This is a genomic window from Brucella tritici, assembly GCF_008932295.1.
In the GTDB taxonomy this organism is placed as follows: Bacteria; Pseudomonadota; Alphaproteobacteria; order Rhizobiales; family Rhizobiaceae; genus Brucella; species Brucella tritici.
Genome location: NZ_WBWA01000002.1, coordinates 203,028 through 220,228, shown reverse-complemented (window position 1 = coordinate 220,228; position 17,201 = coordinate 203,028). Strand labels below are relative to the sequence as shown.

Sequence of the window (17,201 nt, the reverse complement as noted above, 5' to 3'; positions counted from 1 at the left end):
CTGAAGCTCTTAGTCAGTTGCCGGTTTTTCTGGAGCCTTGTCGGACGGTGCGGCAGGCGCAGGCGATTGCACAGGAACTTCCGGCTTCTGCTCGACAGGCTTTTTCTCGTCGGGCTTTGCAGCATCGGCAGAAGATTGCCCCGGAATATCCGGCAAACCCTTCTTCAGCTTCGCCTCGATCTTCACCAAATCTTCCGGCTCGGGCTTGCCGGCGATGGCATGGTTCCACTGGAAGGTCGCTTCCAGAAGGCGCCCGACACGCCAGTAGGCATCGCCCATATGGTCGTTGATCGTCGGGTCTTCCGGACGAAGCTTGACCGCCTTTTCCAGTTCAACCACCGCCTCGTCATACCGGCCCAGCATGTAATAAGCCCAGCCCAGTGAGTCGACGATATAACCGTCCTGCGGACGCAGCTCGACCGCCTTCTTAATCATGCCCAGCGCTTCATCGAGATTTTCACCCCGGTCAACCCAGGAATAGCCAAGATAGTTCAGTACCTGCGGCTGGTCAGGGTAAAGCTCCAGCGCCTTGCGGAAATTGGGCTCGGCCTTGTCCCATTGCTTCAGGCGTTCATAGGCAATGCCGCGTTGGTAGAAGACCGGCCAGTCCTTGCGTTCCGGCGTCTTGATCTGCTCCACCGCAGCATCATAAATCTTCGCTGCATCGGCGAAATTCTTGTCCTGCGCATAGACACCACCGAGCGCCAGATAAGTGCGCATGTCGGTCTTGTCGCGGTCGAGCAGAACTTTCAACTGCTTGACGGCTTCAGCAGACTGGTTGTTTTCCGCCAGATTGAGCGCACGCTGCATTTCCGCATCGCGGCGGTAAGGCGATTTCTCCGGCACGCGGCCATAATAGTCGATGGCCTTTTCCGGCTGGCGCAATTTGGCGGAAATATCGCCCAACTGATAAAGCGTTGCGTCATTGTCCGGACGCAGCGGCAGTGACATCTGCAGATAAAGCTTGGCGAAAGCTTCCGCGCCGCTACGGTTAATCGCCGTGCCAAGCGTATAGAGCGCTTCAGCAGTGCCTTCCTGAGCAGTTTTGATCAGGCGGCCATATTTCTCGCCTGCCTCGATCTTTTCGCGCATTTCAGTGATCGTCATACGACCGTTCAGGAGTTCGGCTGCATCGTTCAACGTCTTGATCGCACCTTCCTTGTCGCCCTGACGAAGCTTGAAGGAGGCATAGGCCATCACGATGCGTTCATAAGTGTCGGGGGCAGCGCTTCCGCCGGGCCGGTCATCGATAGCCTGCTGGTAGAAATCACGCGCTTCCTGGTTCTGGCCAGCAAGATCGGCTATCAATGCGGAATTGTAGGTGCGGAACAGACCGTACCATTCTGGTCCCTGCATTTTCTGGATGTCGGCGAGCGCCTGTTTGGCATTGCCCTGCCCGACCTTTACCCATGCGCTCATGAAGCCGGTCGCGAGGCGATCCATATCGGATTGCAGCGACAGCATCAGAAGCGGTCCAACCTTGCGATATTGCTTGCGGTCGATGGCGTCGATCGCCAGTGCCACGCGCGAAAAACGCTCGATATCAGGGATGTTCTTCAGTTCTTCCGCCAGAGGCAGCGCATCCTTGAAGCGGCCTTCGGTCAGCAGAACCAGCAGCAAATCCTGCTTGATCTGCGCATTGCCCGGATCAAACGCCATGGCCTGACGATAGAAATCGACGGCGGTAGCGAGATTATTGTCGGATTCGGCAGTGCGTCCGGCAAGATAGGCTCCGGCAAACGAACCGGCGCGGACAGGAGACGGTGTGGGATCGGCTGTCGTCTTGGCCAAAGCGCCGCTTGTCGGGATCGCTATCCCCGCCAGAAGCGAGAGCAGCAAACCATAAAGCGGGCGGTATTTCGATCCTTGCCGCATAAAGCCCTATCCTCTTCTCAAATCCCTGTGACAGATACCGGCAAGCGAACCCCAACTGGCTCAAAAGCCGGGCACGCTGTCTCTTTGCCGGAAAAGGCACCCCAAGCATGGCCTTTTTGGGATGGCGGGGCAAGAAAAGCATCCGTGATGAGGTGCTTTTCCCGTGTATCGCTGGCCCGCAAGAAATGCTGGCCGGAGTTTGTGGCTATTGCCGGTCAGTTCACGCGGCTGATGCAGAAATCGATGACTTCGATCAGCGCGTCCTTCTGAGGCGTCGCTTTCAAAGGTGCCAAAGCATCGCGGGCAATTTCGCCGAAATGCCGCGCGCGCTGCACAGTGTCGGCAATCGCGCCGTGCTTCGTCATCAGGCCGATGGCCTTTTCAAGCGAGGCGTCATCGCTCGCACCGTCCTCAATCGCGTGCTTCCAGAAAGCACGCTCATCGTCGGTGCCCCGACGATAGCTCAGAATCACCGGAAGTGTAATCTTGCCTTCCCGGAAATCGTCACCGGTATTCTTGCCGAGATCGGCTGCCGAGCCGCCATAATCAAGCGCATCATCGACAAGCTGGAAGGCAAGGCCGAGATTGAGGCCGTAATCGCGCAGCGCTGCACGATCCGAACGCTGTGCACCGGCAATGATCGGGCCGACTTCACCGGCAGCCGAAAACAGCGCCGCAGTCTTGGCCTTGATGACCGCCAGATATTCGTCTTCGGTGGTTTCCATGTTCTTGGCAGCGGCAAGCTGCATCACTTCGCCTTCGGCGATCACTGACGCCGAGGTCGCGAGAACGTCGAGCGCGTCGAGCGAACCGACATCGACCATCATCTTGAAGGCCTGCCCCAGGAGGAAGTCGCCGACGAGAACGCTGGCCTGGTTGCCCCAGATCATGCGCGCCGTGCTTTTTCCGCGACGCAGATCGCTTTCATCGACCACATCGTCATGCAGCAACGTGGCTGTGTGCATGAATTCCACAGCGGTCGCGAGGCGCACATGGCCGTCGCCTTCGTAACCAAACATGCGGGCTGCCGCGAGCGTCATCATGGGACGCAGGCGCTTGCCGCCGGAGGAAATCAGATGATTGGCGACTTCCGGTATCATTTCAACATCGGACCCGGCCCGGGAAAGGATCATCTCGTTCACCCGCGCCATGTCGGCCTTTGTCAGATCGACAAGCGGTTGAACCGAGCCTTCCTGTTTCTTTTTACCGTCCAGATTCAGAACCACACCCAATGCCATTTCTCCTAGCTGCCCGGCCACATTATTGAAACGGACCGGATTGCTCAAGACGCAACTGCCCCCAAAGCGCCCTCAAAGCGTTACTATTCCAACGCCTGTTCACCATTGAAGGAAGCTGTTGTCAATGCGGTGCATTCGCTACAAACTGTTCAAATGATCGAACTTATCCGTACAAATGATTCCGTTCTGCTGTCCTTTGCCGAGGCCTTGATGAAGGAGGCCGGGATCGCTTATTTCATTGCCGACACGAATATGAGCATTATCGAAGGCTCTTTGGGCGTATTGCCGCGCCGCCTTCTGGTCAGCGAAGAACAGGTTGACGAAGCACGGCAGATTTTGATCGATGCCGAGATTGAACACGAATTGCGCGATCAATGAATTCTGAAACAAGTTCGGAAAGCGAAGATGAAGCCGGAGAAACGCTTGATGTGTTTCATCGCGGGGCGTTTCATCTCATCCAGCCCGCATTGAAAGGCCATCGTTCCGGCGTGGATGCGATGATTCTGGCAAGTGCCGTTCCAAACGGCTTTGCCGGACGCGTTGTTGATCTTGGCAGCGGCGCAGGTGCTGCCGGACTTGCGGTCGCCTCCCGATGCCCGGGCACCAGTATCACCCTAGTCGAGCGTTCCGCCTTCATGGCGGGCTTTGCCCGTAAAAGCATTGCGCATCCGCTGAATACCGCCTTGGCTGGTCGTATCAGCGTGATCGAGGCCGACGTCGCCCTGAGAGGCAAGGCACGCCTCGCCGCAGGACTGGCCGATAACAGTTTCGACTTTGCTATCATGAATCCGCCCTTCAACGAAGCGCGCGATCGCAGCACGCCCGATCCGCTGAAGGCGGAAGCGCATGTCATGCCCGAAGGCATGTTCGAACAATGGGTGCGCACTGCGGCAGGCATTGTTAAGCCTGGCGGCGGCATTGCTATTATTGCCCGCCCCGGCTCCATTTCCCCCATCATTGAGGCTTTGTCGGGTCGGTTTGGCGGCTTGAAGATCGTTCCTGTCCAGCCGCGTCCCGATGCAGCGGCGATCCGCATCGTCGTGACAGGCACGCGCGGAAGCCGCGCCGGTCTGTCGCTCATGCCAGCGCTCGTTCTCCATGGCAGCGAGGGGCATGGTTTCACGCGTCGCGCCGACGGCATCAATAACGGGCTCGACGCCCTTATTTAATATTAGGCTGTGCCAGCACGACCAGATTGCGGTCCGGATCGTGCAATCTCAGGATCGTCGTATAGTCGGCGCTCTCGACATTTCCGGGGCGAATCCCTTCGAAGGAAAGCCGCGCATGCTCGACCCGCACGTCGCGGACAATGAGCGTCAGCGTTCCGTGCCCGGCTTCCACCGGATTCAGATAGAGCTGGAACCCGGCACCTGAACCGTGATGCCACTCAGCCAGTCCCTGCATTGGTCGCGCATCGGGATTGCGATCGAAGATCGTGGCGAACCACTCCGTGCTGCGTTCGAGGTCGGTACAATTGAGCTGCGCGAAAATAGCCGTGAGCACCATCGCGGTGTCCTCCCGGATCGGATAACACGGCAGCATTTCAGAAGTTCCGACAGTTCAGACCTGCCGATTTCGGTCCGAGCGGGTGATTTTGATTGAAACCCTATATTCGAGCCAATATTCCTAAAGCAGCAATTTTCGTTCTGCGGCTCCCCGCCGCCCTTTTCCGAAAAAGCGCAAACAACAAAACGACAAGAACAGGCAACGGGAACCAATGAACCACAGCCCAAACAAAAGCCGTCCGGTATCCGTCATGCGGCGTTTTCTTGATAGTGAATCTGCCGGTGGCATAAGCCTGATGGCGGCGGCAGCGCTCGCGCTCATCGTGGCGAACTCTCCGTTCTCGCAGGCCTATTTCGATATATTGCACACTCATATCGGTCCGCTCAGTCTGACAGACTGGATCAACGATGCCTTGATGGCGGTGTTCTTCCTGCTTGTAGGGCTGGAAATCAAACGCGAATTTCTCGATGGGCAACTGGCAAGCTGGCCAAACCGCATGCTGCCCGGCATCGCGGCCGCAGGCGGTGTCATACTGCCAGCCATCATCTTTACCGCGTTCAACTGGCACGACCCCGCCAAGGTGCGTGGCTGGGCTGTGCCATCTGCCACCGACATCGCTTTTGCGCTCGGCGTTCTGTCACTTCTGGGGTCGCGGGTTCCTTCCAGCCTCAAGGTGTTTCTGGCGACGCTTGCTATCCTGGACGATCTCGCAGCCGTCGTCATCATCGCCATCTTCTATACCGCCGAAATCTCCATGCCATATCTTGGTGGAGCTTTCGCCGCGGCTATCGTTCTGTTCGTCATGAACCGGATGGGCGTGATGAAGCTCCTGCCTTACCTGATCGGTGGAGCAGCGCTCTGGTTCTTCGTGTTGAATTCCGGCGTTCATGCAACGGTTGCAGGCGTGGTGACGGCGCTGATGATTCCGCTGAAACCCGCGCCCGGCAAGCCCGACGACATGACCTCGCCGCTGCATATACTGGAACACGCACTGGCCAAGCCTGTTGCCTTCATCATCGTACCTATTTTCGGCTTCGCCAATGCGGGCATATCGTTCGCCGGTCTCGATGCCTCGGTGATGCGGGATACACTCACGCTTGGCATCATGCTTGGCCTTTTCATCGGCAAGCAGCTTGGCGTTTTTGGAGCGGCATGGCTCGCGATCAAGACGGGTCTGGCGCAAAAGCCGCTCGGTGCCACATGGATACAGCTTTACGGCGTGGCGGTCCTGTGCGGGATCGGCTTCACAATGAGCATCTTCATTGGCCTCCTCTCCTTCCCGTCGGAACTCATGCAAGCGGAAACAAAGATTGGCGTGCTGGCTGGCTCGGGCCTGTCAGCTATCTGCGGCTATATTCTGCTGCGGCTGGTCACAAAACCGAAAAACGCCTGACGGGAACAATACTGCCGCTCGGAAAGCAAAAATTCCGGGCGGTTTCCTTTGTGTTTCCCATATTGCTTCCTACATTCCGGCTGAGAGCCTGAATGGTTTCAGTTAGCAGGAGTTAGCCTTGCCCGGTTTATTGACGCGCCTTGTTCCACGCCGCTTCCGCCCGGTTTCCATCGAGATACCTGTCGTGCGACTGCATGGCGCCATCATGTCCGGTGGATCTGCATTCCGCCCGATGCTTTCACTCGCGTCGACAGCAGCAGTCCTTGAAAAGGCGTTCACCGACAAGGAAGCGCCTGCCGTTGCCATTTCGCTCAATTCGCCCGGCGGTTCGCCGGTTCAGTCCCGCCTGATCTACCGGCGTATCCGCGATCTCGCAGCCGAACATCAGAAGAAGGTCCTCATCTTCGTCGAAGATGTCGCCGCCTCGGGTGGCTATATGATTGCGCTGGCCGGTGACGAAATCATCGCCGATCCGTCATCCATCGTCGGCTCTATCGGCGTTGTGTCGGCCTCGTTCGGCTTCCCTGAGCTTCTGAAAAAGATCGGTGTCGAGCGCCGCGTCTATACGGCGGGCTCCAACAAGGTGACGCTTGACCCGTTCCAGCCGGAGAAGAAGGCCGACATTGAGCGGCTGAAATCACTGCAACTCGAAATCCACGAGACCTTCATCGACATGGTGAAGGAACGGCGCGGTACGAAACTTGCAGAAGACAAGGACCTGTTTACCGGGCTGTTCTGGACCGGCATCAAGGGGCATGAGCTTGGCCTGATTGACGGGCTTGGCGATATGCGCAGCTTCCTGCGCAAAACCTATGGAGACAAGGTTAAGCTCAAGCTCGTGGAACAGAAGCGCGGTCTTCTGGGGCGCAAGATGCCCGGTGTGGATATGGCACTCGGTAATCTTGAACCGGCTTCCATTGCCGCGCATCTCGGCGACGGTCTGCTTTCTGTGGCCGAAGAAAAGGCGCTTTGGGGCCGTTATGGTCTGTAAAAAATAAAGCGAAGGCGAAAATCGGCGTCGATTTTCGAACCAAAGCTTTGAATTCCCTCGTTTCACCATGATATGGTGTCAGAAAGCGGGGTGGGCCGCTTCCCGCCCCTTCATGAACATCCGGCATTTCGGCGTTGCGATCTGGTAATCCGAAATGCAACCCTTAAGGACTTGAGGCCATGCCCCAGCTCATCTTTCTGCTGCTGATCATCGCCGCCGCCTGGTACGGCTACCGCTCGTTCAAGCGTGAAGCCTCGCGCGTGTCCCAGCGTGTGCGTCAGGCAGAAAAGGAAGCGCAGAACCGGGCTCATGGCACACTCGTGCAAGACCCTAAAACCGGCGAATATTACGTCAAGAAGGACTGATCTTTCCATCAGAAGCAGTTGCCGAAGAAGCGGCGCGGTGGCTTCCGTAACCGGACGGCCATGGTTTCTTTAGAGCGGTTCCTATTTTAACAGAATCGTCGGAACCGCTCTGACTATTTGTTTCATCGCATTTTCCTGCGCAAAACCGTTTCACACTTTTGCTGGAAATGCCCTATTGCCGGTCCATAACCAGAAATGACCATTTCCCGGAAAACCGAAAAAACCGCCAATGCCGGATTTCCCGGTTCCGTGACGCGACTGGCCCCGGCCAAGATCAATCTCGCGCTGCATGTGACGGGGCGTCGTGACGATGGCTACCATCTACTCGATATGCTGGTCGTCTTTGCGCGCTTTGGCGACAGCGTTCGTGTTGAATTTGCGGAAAAGGACAGCTTCACTGTCAGCGGTCCTTTTGCAAAGGGCATACCGCTCGATGGCGGCAATCTGGTTCTCAAAGCGCGCGAGACCTTGCGCGAGCATGCGCAAAGGGCAGTACCGCCCGTCGCCATTCATCTGGAGAAGAATCTTCCGATTGCGTCGGGCATAGGCGGCGGATCGAGCGATGCCGCAGCAACGCTGCTGGCACTTGATGCGTTGTGGGGCCTTGATCTCGGTTTCGACCAATTCGCCATGATGGGGCTTGCTCTTGGTGCCGACCTGCCCATGTGCCTGCATGGCGCATCAAAGGGAACACCATTGGCCGCACGCGGTATCGGCGAAGACCTGACCCCGGTTGCCGAATTTCCGGCCTTGCCCATGTTGCTCGTCAATGACGGAACCGCTGTCGCAACGCCGGATGTTTTTCGCGCGCTCGACAAACGCGATCATCCGGCACTGAACCTTGCTTCCCATGCAGATATCGCCCCCCTTTGCGCCTATCTGCAAACAACCCGCAACGATCTTCTAGCCCCGGCGCTGAAACTGGCACCCCGGATCAGTGACAAGCTTGAGATGCTTCACGCAAGCGGAGCGCTCTACGCACAGATGTCGGGTTCAGGTGCCACCTGCTATGCAATCTTTGAAGACATGGCGGCCACCGAACAGGCAGCCGCACGCCTTTCAGCCGAAAGGCCTGACTGGTTCGTAATCGCGACCCAAAGCGTCCCGTCCCGAAAATAGTTTCTCGACGGCTCCCATCCAAAACTCCACAAAACTGCCCCATTGTTCACTCTCATTGGACAATATATTGGGACAGACTGTTCGCGCTTTTTGAACAAAAGGCCTCGTACAACAATTTCGTGAAGGCTGATATATAATGCAATATATTGAATACATTCATTTATTTCTTATAAGTCATCAATACTTCAGAAATTAGGCCGCACAAATGTGTGATTAAGAAAACATTTTCGTGACTGGAACTTTTTCTCACTGTCACCCATTTGAGATGCATCGGAACGACGAACAAAACGCCGCTCCACTTTCCAAGGAGATAGGAAAATGAAAAAGATTGTTCTTGCTGCCGCTGCCCTCGCTCTTAGCGCCGGTGCTGCTTTTGCTGAAAACCCACGCGTTGGCGAACCTGCCGATCTTTATGCAAACGACCGCACCCCGGTTGCTTCCCAGAAGGTTGACTACACGGCTCCCGCTTCGATCAGCCAGTCCTCATTCCAGGACGGTTCGGCTCATCGCTTCGGTGATGCATCGCCTTCGAGCTACCAGAACTAAGTTTTCTGAAAACTTAGGCGCAGGGCGTTGTCAAAAAGCCTCCCAGCCGATGACGCCCCGATAAATTCCCAAGCTGGATATTCCTCCCAATCATTCAGCTTCCCCCAGTTATCTCCCCGATGGATGGCATGGTGCCACCCGGGAGCCCCGGAAAGGCTTCTATGCCATCCGAAGGGGCGATCATAAGGATTAAGAAAATGAAGAAGTTTGCTCTTGCTGCCGTTGCCGTTGCCCTTAGCGCTGGTGCTGCTTTCGCTGAAAACCCACATGTTGGCGAACCTGCCGATCTTTATGCAAACGACCGTACGCCGGTTGCAACGCAGAGCCAGAAGGTCGACTATACAGCTCCTGCCTCGATCAAGGCTCCGGTCTATCAGGACGGTTCGGCTCATCGCTTTGGCGATGCTTCGCCTTCCTCTTACCAGAACTAATCCGGCCAGAACTAATCGGGTCGGCATGTCTGACGAAAAAGGCGAAGCTTCCAGCTTCGCCTTTTTGCTTTTCTTAGTCTTCGTCGGGCGGCAGAATGGAGTGCCTGAGGCGGGTTGGTCGCAAGCGCTGGGGAAGCTGGTCAAACGCCACGCCGTCGAGCAGCAGCGGTTTTACAATGTCCAACCGAACCAGAAGCCCCGCATCGAGTGTCGCCTTGTGACCGAAGATTTTACGGACCGTACCGAAGCCGCCGTCTTCCGGCAGTGAAAAGCGCGCCACACCGCCATCCTGATCCATGTGGCGACGGAGGACTTCCTCCCACCCATCCTGCGGAATAGCGCCCGGCTTCAGCAAAAGCACCCATGGCGTGCGAATTTCATCGAGCGCCGCCTCAATATCCATTTCGGCATAAAAGGCACAGCCTGCACCCAGCGCTACGAGAGCGGTTTCGTCCGATGATCCCCGGTCGATGACCGTAACGCGGCGCAGTAAACCCTCCACGACGGCCGACACCAAAGCCGAAAGCGTGTGGGCCAGCGGTTTTTCAGAATTGAGGGTTTCGATGACGACTGACAACATGCGCGCTTCATATATCAAGAATACGTGAGCGGAAAGCTGTCACGCATATGTTCTTGCTTTGTTCTAAATCTTGCGATAGGAATAGATTCATCAGAACAGAGTCGCATGGCAGCACGACACGCACAACAGAACGGTTTTATGCTGTTCCCCGGTTTGTTTTCGTCGTGATTGCGCAACGCTCGATGTTTCCATTCAGGGAGACGAAGATGGAAGTGATCCAGCAAGCAGATATCATCAAGCAGGCCGACAGGGCTGCCTTCGGTAGTGGGCGCGCGGATCACGCCAATGCGATGATCGGTGAGGCTGGCTTGCGCATCGATCACGCTCGCAGGCGCGGGCGTGGCGCGGGCATAAATCCGACCGGACGCTTTGAGCCGACGACGCGGCATGAATTCGATGATGGCTGGACCACGCTTGAGGAACTGCCGCCGTTCAAGACCGACGTGCAGATCGAAAAGCCGCGCACGATCATCACCCGCAACGATTCACCAGACATCAATTTCGACCGCTCGATCAATCCATATCGGGGTTGCGAGCATGGCTGTATCTATTGCTTTGCCCGTCCGACCCATAGTTACATGGGACTTTCTGCCGGCCTCGATTTCGAATCCCGCCTGTTCGCGAAACCGGATGCCGCACGCCTTCTGGAACGCGAGTTGGCCAAGCCCAATTATCAGCCGAAAACCATCGCCATCGGCACCAACACTGATCCCTATCAGCCGGTCGAGAAGAAATGGCGCATCATGCGTGAAATTCTCGAAGTGCTGGAGGCCGCCAATCATCCGGTCGGCATCGTGACGAAATCCGCCCTGGTGGTGCGTGACATTGATATTCTAAGCCGCATGGCCGAGAAAGGGCTGGCCAAGGTCGCCTTGTCGGTCACAACGCTTGATGCCCATCTGTCCCGCACGATGGAGCCGCGCGCCTCGACGCCGACACTGCGGCTTCAGGCCATCCGCAAGCTGGCCGATGCGGGTGTTCCAGCGTCCGTCATGATGGGGCCGGTCATTCCGGGGATCAATGATCACGAGATCGAGCGCATTCTGGATGCCGCCTATGCCCAGGGCGCGCGCGAAGCGGGTTATGTTCTGCTGCGTCTGCCGCTCGAAGTAGCGCCTTTGTTCAAGGACTGGCTGCTGCGCAATTACCCGGATCGCTATCGTCATGTCATGTCGCTGGTGCGCTCCATGCGCGACGGCAAGGATTATGACGCCGAATGGGGAAAGCGCATGCGCGGCACTGGCCCCTATGCATGGCAGATCGGGCGTCGTTTCGAGATTACCGCCCGCAAGCTCGGCTTCAATGCACGACGGCTGCAGTTGCGCACCGATCTGTTCGAACCAGTCGAAAAAGGAGGCAAGCAGCTTTCGCTGTTTTAGGAAAGACGCCCAGCGAAAAGGCAAGCCTAACCTTGGGCTGGGATCGTTTTTCAAACTGCATACCCTATCAGTCGTCAATTCAGTTTCCGTCTGATTTGTCCTTCAGACGGAGGGGCTACCTGCTTTCACGCCACCGTCCTCGAGCAGGGCCCTTGCGGAGAATCGGAAGCAATGCGAGCATTGCCGCCAAATGAAACGCTCGGCTTCTGATTCTCCGCTCCTCTTTGATATCCCGCTCGCGCCTGACTTTTCTGAAGAGAAAAGACTGCTTTCGTGTGGACTAAAACACATCGTCGGCATCGACGAAGCCGGACGGGGGCCCTTGGCCGGTCCTGTGGTTGCCGCTGCGGTTGTTCTTGATATCGATGACCTTCCAGATGGTCTGGACGATTCCAAGCGTCTCACGGCTGCAAAGCGTGAAGCGCTTTACGAAACCATTTTGACAAAGGCCGTCACCATTTCGGTGGCAAGCCTCAGCGCGCGCAGCATCGACGTAAGCGACATCAGGAAGGCCGCGCTTGAAGCCATGCGTCGCGCTTCTGTCGGCCTGATCTTGAGGCCATGCCACGCGCTGATCGACGGACGTGATGTTCCGCCGGGGCTTCCCTGCCCAGGTTCGGCGCTGGTCAAGGGCGATCAGCGCTCCGTTTCCATCGCCGCTGCCTCCATCGTCGCCAAGGTAACACGCGACCGGATGATGATCCGCGCCGGAGCGGCGCATCCACCCTATGGGTTGGAGATACATGCGGGTTACGCGACCGTGAAGCACCGCACCGCAATCGAAGCGGCTGGCCCCGTTCCCGGTATCCACCGCTACACTTTCGCGCCCATCAAAGGCCGTTATAGCATTTAGAGCGCGTTTCGTTTTGATTGGATCAGATCGGCGCTCTAAGCTATTATATTTCAAGCATAATCTTACCGATCCTCGTTTCACTCCGGTCGGATTATGCTTTAAACAGCCGCCAACTTGGCCGCGAAGCCGAAAAGCAGCGCTGCAAAACCCCAGCGCTGGACTGACTGTATGGCAGGATAACGCTTGAACAGGCTTCCGAGCGACGAGCCAGTAAAGGCGTAGATCGTATCGAACGACAATCCCACCGTGGTCATGACCGCCCCCAGAAGTGCAAACTGGAGCGCAATACTGCCATTTTCGGGATGAACGAACTGCGGCAGCAGAACCGAACAGAAAAGCAGCGCTTTCGGGTTGAGGAGATTGGTGAGAAGACCTTTCCGGGCCGACGCCATATAGGATCGGCGCTCACGAACACCGCCGACTGTATCCACTGTCGGCAACGGGTGGCGCAGAATGCCTATGGCAAGCCAGACCAGATAGCAGGCGCCGATAATCCGGACCAACTGAAACGCTACAGGAAAGGCATGAAGGAGCGCAGCGAGACCAAGTGCGGCAAGTGCCACATGACAGGCACGCGCTATTGCAAGCCCTGCTGCCGCTGCAAGCGCATGCGCCCTGCCCTCAGCCGCGCCGGTCTGGAGTAGCAGAAGCATATCCGGTCCCGGAATAAGAAATGCAGCAGCCAATGTGCCTGCATATAACCACATCTCACCCATCGATATCGTCCACCAGAGCATTTCCAGCAAAAGTGCGAAGCGTCTACGCAAGGAAATCAGTTCACTGGACTGATTTCATTTCCCGCTTCGATGCGTAGGATAATGCGAAAAAGAAAGTGCCAGCCTGTCCGCTATGCGAAGCAGTGGCGTATCGAAACTATGCGGAGACGCATGCGCATGTCCTTGCGATTTATGGCTCAAGGTTTCCGATTTGTGATATATTCTACCAGTATACTAACTTAGATTGTCGGATCATGCCAAAATTGAAACTGGACGCTATCGACCGCAAGATACTGACCGCACTTCAGGAAGATGCGCGGCTCTCCAATGTACAACTGGCAGAGAAAGTCGGCCTGTCGCCCTCTCCATGCCTGCGGCGCGTCAAGATGCTCGAAAAGGCAGGTGCTATTCAAGGTTATCATGCAGCACTAGACCGCAATGCGGTCGGGCTTGGATTGACTGTTTTCGTCGGCATCCGGGTGGAGCGCCATCACGAGGAAACTGCGACTGCATTTCGCACCTCCGTGCAGAATCTGCCGGAGGTCTTTTCATGCCACCTCGTGTCGGGAGAATCCGATTTTCTTTTGCAGGTGGTGGTCGCTGATCTCGCTGCCTATGAACGCTTTCTATCCGGCACGCTGTTACGGCTTCCCGGCGTGATCGACATTCGCAGCAACTTCGCCATCCAGACGGTCAAATCACAAGGAGAGCTGCCGCTTACACATCTATCGGACCTCAAGGACTGACCTCACTTTGCACCGTCGGAGGGCCATCACGTCGGATATTGTCAATGCGGTTCTCGTCGGGCCCAAGGGCATTCTTCTTGGGCGCCGCAGCCCGGATCGTCGCGCCTATCCAGATCGGTGGAGTTTTCCGGGCGGTCATGTTGAAGCGGGCGAGAGCTTTGAAAGCGCACTCCAACGGGAAATCCACGAGGAACTCGGGTTAACAATCCGGTTATTCTTGTTCCTTACCACCATAGAGGTCGCAAATCCGGTCACGTCATTCCACCTCTTTACTGTCACCGCCTGGGACGGCCACCCCCACCATTCGCGACCGGGAACACACGGAACTGCGATGGTTTAGGCCAGCGGAAGCTTGCGCACTGGACGATCTTGCTTTGGAGGAACATCGACCGTTGTTTGACAGACTGGACGGCATGGCTGCCAGCCTCTGATCGGACTGCATTGAAATCGATTTCTCGACCCAAGCCAACAAAAAACGCCGCCCTTTTGAGGCGGCGTTTCTCTGAAACTATATGAGTCGGGATTAGTTCAGGTTCGACTTGACCTGCGACAGAGCATCCTTGAACAGGTTGCCTGCGACCTTTGTGTCTACCTTGTCGGCAACGATCTTGCCGGCTGCGGCGACTGCGAGGTCAACTGCCGAAGCACGAACTGCGTTGATGGCATCGACTTCAGCCGTTGCAATCTTCTGTTCGGCCAGCTTGTTGCGGCGTGCAACATATTCTTCCGTCGCGCGCTTGGCGTCTTCGAGAAGCGCCTTGGCTTCACGCTCGGCGGAAGCAACGATATCGCCAGCTTCCTTTTCGGCTTCCTTGCGCTTGCGATGATATTCGGCCAGCAGCTGCTGGGCTTCCTCGCGAAGCGTGCGGGCTTCTTCCAGTTCGTTCTTGATGCGATCAGCGCGTTCGTCGAGCGAACGACCGACCATGCCCGGAACCTTCAGGTAAGCCAGGATTGCCAGGAAGATAATGAGGCCAATCAGTGCCCAGAATGTAGCGTCCATTGTCCTCTCCTCAGGCGTTCGAAGCCTTGACGGCTGCTGTTACCGAAGCCTTGTCGGCCTTGGTGCCCAGAAGCTGTTCGACGATCTCTGCCGTGGTTTCCTCGGCAATGTTGCCGACGTCGCTCATGGCCTTGGTCTTGATCGCGGCGATACGTTCTTCGGCTTCCTTGAGCTTGCCTTCAAGTGCAGCTTCAGCCGCAGCACGTTCTGCGTCGGCTTCGCCCTTGCCCTTTTCACGGGCGGCTTCGGCAATCGAAGCAGCCTTGGTGCGGGCCTGGGTCAGTTCCTGCTCATAGGCAGCAATAGCGTTGTCGGCATCCTGCTTGAGGCGGGCTGCCTGCTCGAGATCCTGAGCGATACGGTCGCGACGGGTTTCGATCACGCCACCGATGCGCGGCAGAACCACGCGCGACATGAACAGATAGAAAAGACCGAAGGTGATCGCGAGCCAGAGGATCTGCGATGCATAGTGGGTGGAATCAAACGGCGGGAATACGCCGCTGCCGTGTCCGGCATCGTGAGCGACCCCGGTTTCGGTGTGCACAGCATCAGCTGCGCCGTGCTCGCCAGCAGCAGGTGCCGGTTGCGATTCGGTGGCGGTTTGGGCAAACGCCGTGGACACGAACATCCAGATTTCCCCTTTAATCCAGCACGATCTGATCCAGGTGGAGAAGGATCATGCCTTACTCAGACGACATATGCAAAGGCCAGCCGCGTCTGCATCTTTCGACGGAATACGACCAGAAAGGCCATATTCCCAAAGCTGCTTCGCGGCCAGCCCGTTTCTTGCGACCGTTGATTAGACGGCGAAGAGGAGCAGAAGCGCGATGAGCAGCGAGAAGATGCCCAGAGCTTCCGTAACGGCGAAACCGAACACCAGACGGCCGAACTGGCTGTCAGCAGCGGACGGGTTGCGCAGAGCGCCGGAGAGGTATTGGCCAAAGATATTGCCGAGGCCCAGAGCCGTACCGGCCATACCGAAACAGGCGAGACCGGCGCCGATGTACTTTGCTGCTTCCGCTTCCATGTTAAGCTCCTTCTGGATTGAATATAAGCGCGGATTTCAGTTCTGGCGGTCGCCCGCCGGCTTGAACTCAGTGTCCCGGATGTACTGCGTCGTTGATGTACATGCAGGTGAGAACGGTAAACACGTAGGCCTGCAGGAAGGCTACGAGGAATTCCAGTGCGGTGATTGCGACCGTCATGATCAGTGGCAGCACAGCGCCGCCGATGCCGATCGGGCCAAGTGCAGCCAGCGAAACGACGAAGCCCGCAAAAACCTTGAGCGTGATGTGACCGGCAAGCATGTTCGCAAAAAGACGAACAGAGAGGCTGATCGGACGCGACAGGAACGAGATGATTTCAATGGCGACAACCAGCGGCACGATGATGCCCGGAACGCCGCTCGGCACAAACAGCTTGAGGAAGCCGAAGCCGTGCTTGAAGAAACCGTAGACGATAACCGTACCGATAACCAGAATGGCAAGGGCAAAGGTCACGATGATCTGGCTCGTAACCGTATAGAAATACGGGAAAAGACCGAGGAAGTTTGCAACCAGAACGAACATGAACAGCGAGAAGACGAAGGGGAAGAACTTCATGCCCTTCGACCCTGCCGAATCCCGCAGGCTGGTGGCCACGAATTCGTAAGCCATTTCCGACACCGACTGAAGACGGGTCGGGATCAGGCCGCGGCCCGAAGACGTCAGATAAAGGAAGCCCGAAGCGACCACGACGGTTGCGACCATGAAGGCCGAAACATTCGTGAATGACAGGTCCACACCGCCTACATCGATGGGAATCCACCGGGAAACCTGGAACTGATGGATCGGATCGTTCGCCACCTTAACCTCGTCTGTCTTCCCTGCCCGAAGGCAATTTTGGCCTGCCCGAAGGCGATTTGGTCTGCCCGCAGGCAATTTGGTCTACCCGAAGGCGTTTTAGTCTCGGGCCAGAAGGCCCACTTGTTCACTTACACTTGAACGAACTTTACCGTGAAGCCCGTCAAGTCCTATTTCTTGTCGTTCTTTTCCGCGCTAGATTTAATGTTAGCCTGTTCGGCAACATACCCAGCGGAACGAAGCACGTTGAGGACGCCCGCACCAAAGCCCAGAAGGAGAAATACGATCAATCCCCAGGGCGATGTGCCGGCGACACGATCAATGAACCAGCCAATCAGCGCACCCACCACAACCCCTGCGATAAACTCGCTGGAAATCTTCATGGCCTGCGCGACCGAGCTTGCAGTCGCCGATCGCTCCTCCTCGGAAGCCGGTTGCTTGAGCACACCCTTCTTGGCCAGTTCGGCCTCCAGGCGGTTCAAACGCTGATCCAGCTCCCCGGAACCGGGTTCGTTCTTCGCATTCTTGATGGTACCGGATGGCTTTCCGGGTTCAGTCCCGCGCGCCATTGGCAGCTCCTTTTCTCAAGAAATACGAGGATTTCAATCCCATTTCCAAG

The 17,201-nt window shown here is 56.7% G+C and carries 22 protein-coding genes; 12 read left to right on the top strand and 10 right to left on the bottom strand.

Annotation, left to right across the window (positions count from 1 at the left end):
* Positions 1 to 9 precede the first annotated feature (9 nt).
* Positions 10 to 1,875 carry a tetratricopeptide repeat protein gene (locus F9K91_RS03240; RefSeq protein ID WP_151677159.1) on the bottom strand — a complete coding sequence of 622 codons (1,866 nt, stop codon included), beginning with the start codon at positions 1,873 to 1,875 and terminating at the stop codon, positions 10 to 12.
* A gap of 215 nt (positions 1,876 to 2,090) precedes the next feature.
* The gene (locus F9K91_RS03235; RefSeq protein WP_010658340.1) at positions 2,091 to 3,107 is read right to left on the bottom strand and encodes a polyprenyl synthetase family protein; all 1,017 of its coding nucleotides are present in this window, start codon (positions 3,105 to 3,107) and stop codon (positions 2,091 to 2,093) included.
* A 159-nt stretch (positions 3,108 to 3,266) separates the two neighbouring features.
* Here F9K91_RS03235 and F9K91_RS03230 point away from each other — a divergent pair, with 159 nt between their 5' ends.
* A complete protein-coding gene (locus F9K91_RS03230; protein ID WP_151554268.1) occupies positions 3,267 to 3,491 on the top strand; it encodes a putative signal transducing protein in 225 nt (74 codons plus the stop codon).
* Positions 3,488 to 4,282 (top strand): tRNA1(Val) (adenine(37)-N6)-methyltransferase, encoded by a 795-nt coding sequence (locus tag F9K91_RS03225; protein WP_151554269.1) that lies wholly within the window; start codon positions 3,488 to 3,490, stop codon positions 4,280 to 4,282. The genes F9K91_RS03230 and F9K91_RS03225 overlap by 4 nt, the downstream gene beginning before the upstream one ends.
* On the opposite strand, the gene F9K91_RS03220 is transcribed toward F9K91_RS03225, so the two are convergent.
* On the bottom strand, positions 4,275 to 4,619 hold the full coding sequence (locus F9K91_RS03220; protein WP_061345095.1) for a VOC family protein: 345 nt from the start codon (positions 4,617 to 4,619) through the stop codon (positions 4,275 to 4,277). The genes F9K91_RS03225 and F9K91_RS03220 overlap by 8 nt on opposite strands.
* A 211-nt stretch (positions 4,620 to 4,830) precedes the next feature.
* On the opposite strand from F9K91_RS03220, the gene nhaA reads away from it, so the two are divergent.
* The 6 genes from nhaA (at position 4,831) to F9K91_RS03190 (ending at position 9,464) form a co-directional block, all read left to right on the top strand.
* Positions 4,831 to 6,012 (top strand): Na+/H+ antiporter NhaA, encoded by a 1,182-nt coding sequence (nhaA, locus tag F9K91_RS03215; RefSeq protein WP_151554270.1) that lies wholly within the window; start codon positions 4,831 to 4,833, stop codon positions 6,010 to 6,012.
* A gap of 118 nt (positions 6,013 to 6,130) precedes the next feature.
* Positions 6,131 to 7,003, top strand: coding sequence for a S49 family peptidase (locus F9K91_RS03210; RefSeq protein WP_151554271.1), 873 nt, complete (start codon positions 6,131 to 6,133; stop codon positions 7,001 to 7,003).
* 179 nt (positions 7,004 to 7,182) lie between these two features.
* Complete coding sequence (locus F9K91_RS03205; protein WP_006466164.1) at positions 7,183 to 7,368, top strand: membrane protein; 186 nt, start codon at positions 7,183 to 7,185, stop codon at positions 7,366 to 7,368.
* 195 nt (positions 7,369 to 7,563) lie between these two features.
* Positions 7,564 to 8,487, top strand: a complete 924-nt coding sequence (locus tag F9K91_RS03200; RefSeq protein ID WP_151554272.1) for a 4-(cytidine 5'-diphospho)-2-C-methyl-D-erythritol kinase — start codon at positions 7,564 to 7,566, stop codon at positions 8,485 to 8,487.
* A gap of 318 nt (positions 8,488 to 8,805) precedes the next feature.
* Positions 8,806 to 9,033 carry a hypothetical protein gene (locus F9K91_RS03195; protein WP_012090790.1) on the top strand — a complete coding sequence of 76 codons (228 nt, stop codon included), beginning with the start codon at positions 8,806 to 8,808 and terminating at the stop codon, positions 9,031 to 9,033.
* A gap of 197 nt (positions 9,034 to 9,230) precedes the next feature.
* Positions 9,231 to 9,464 carry a hypothetical protein gene (locus F9K91_RS03190; RefSeq protein ID WP_061345244.1) on the top strand — a complete coding sequence of 78 codons (234 nt, stop codon included), beginning with the start codon at positions 9,231 to 9,233 and terminating at the stop codon, positions 9,462 to 9,464.
* A gap of 73 nt (positions 9,465 to 9,537) precedes the next feature.
* Here the strand turns inward: F9K91_RS03190 and F9K91_RS03185 are convergent, their stop codons facing one another.
* The gene (locus F9K91_RS03185) at positions 9,538 to 10,044 is read right to left on the bottom strand and encodes a glycosyl transferase (RefSeq protein WP_151554274.1); all 507 of its coding nucleotides are present in this window, start codon (positions 10,042 to 10,044) and stop codon (positions 9,538 to 9,540) included.
* A 206-nt stretch (positions 10,045 to 10,250) separates the two neighbouring features.
* On the opposite strand from F9K91_RS03185, the gene F9K91_RS03180 reads away from it, so the two are divergent.
* Together F9K91_RS03180 and F9K91_RS03175 are read left to right on the top strand one after the other, a co-directional pair.
* On the top strand, positions 10,251 to 11,423 hold the full coding sequence (locus F9K91_RS03180) for a PA0069 family radical SAM protein (RefSeq protein ID WP_151554275.1): 1,173 nt from the start codon (positions 10,251 to 10,253) through the stop codon (positions 11,421 to 11,423).
* A 190-nt stretch (positions 11,424 to 11,613) separates the two neighbouring features.
* Positions 11,614 to 12,276 (top strand): ribonuclease HII, encoded by a 663-nt coding sequence (locus F9K91_RS03175; protein ID WP_151554276.1) that lies wholly within the window; start codon positions 11,614 to 11,616, stop codon positions 12,274 to 12,276.
* A 98-nt stretch (positions 12,277 to 12,374) separates the two neighbouring features.
* Here the strand turns inward: F9K91_RS03175 and F9K91_RS03170 are convergent, their stop codons facing one another.
* The gene (locus F9K91_RS03170) at positions 12,375 to 12,992 is read right to left on the bottom strand and encodes a LysE family translocator (RefSeq protein ID WP_151554277.1); all 618 of its coding nucleotides are present in this window, start codon (positions 12,990 to 12,992) and stop codon (positions 12,375 to 12,377) included.
* Between the two features lie 254 nt (positions 12,993 to 13,246).
* On the opposite strand from F9K91_RS03170, the gene F9K91_RS03165 reads away from it, so the two are divergent.
* Both F9K91_RS03165 and F9K91_RS03160 read left to right on the top strand, forming a co-directional pair.
* Entirely contained in the window at positions 13,247 to 13,738 is a 492-nt protein-coding gene (locus F9K91_RS03165; RefSeq protein WP_151554278.1) for an Lrp/AsnC family transcriptional regulator, read from the top strand.
* Between the two features lie 7 nt (positions 13,739 to 13,745).
* Entirely contained in the window at positions 13,746 to 14,078 is a 333-nt protein-coding gene (locus F9K91_RS03160) for an NUDIX domain-containing protein (RefSeq protein WP_235912744.1), read from the top strand.
* Positions 14,079 to 14,261: 183 nt separating this feature from the next.
* Here F9K91_RS03160 and F9K91_RS03155 read toward each other — a convergent pair whose 3' ends face one another.
* The 5 genes from F9K91_RS03155 to F9K91_RS03135 all read right to left on the bottom strand — a co-directional run bounded on the left by F9K91_RS03155 (position 14,262) and on the right by F9K91_RS03135 (position 17,151).
* Positions 14,262 to 14,741: a F0F1 ATP synthase subunit B gene (locus F9K91_RS03155; protein ID WP_010658323.1), complete on the bottom strand. Its 480-nt coding sequence runs from the start codon at positions 14,739 to 14,741 to the stop codon at positions 14,262 to 14,264.
* 10 nt (positions 14,742 to 14,751) lie between these two features.
* A complete protein-coding gene (locus F9K91_RS03150; RefSeq protein WP_151554279.1) occupies positions 14,752 to 15,369 on the bottom strand; it encodes a F0F1 ATP synthase subunit B in 618 nt (205 codons plus the stop codon).
* Positions 15,370 to 15,540: 171 nt separating this feature from the next.
* Positions 15,541 to 15,768 (bottom strand): F0F1 ATP synthase subunit C, encoded by a 228-nt coding sequence (locus F9K91_RS03145; protein WP_002963544.1) that lies wholly within the window; start codon positions 15,766 to 15,768, stop codon positions 15,541 to 15,543.
* A 67-nt stretch (positions 15,769 to 15,835) separates the two neighbouring features.
* Positions 15,836 to 16,585 carry a F0F1 ATP synthase subunit A gene (locus F9K91_RS03140; RefSeq protein WP_061345083.1) on the bottom strand — a complete coding sequence of 250 codons (750 nt, stop codon included), beginning with the start codon at positions 16,583 to 16,585 and terminating at the stop codon, positions 15,836 to 15,838.
* A gap of 167 nt (positions 16,586 to 16,752) precedes the next feature.
* Positions 16,753 to 17,151, bottom strand: coding sequence for an AtpZ/AtpI family protein (locus F9K91_RS03135; protein WP_151554280.1), 399 nt, complete (start codon positions 17,149 to 17,151; stop codon positions 16,753 to 16,755).
* Positions 17,152 to 17,201 lie beyond the last annotated feature (50 nt).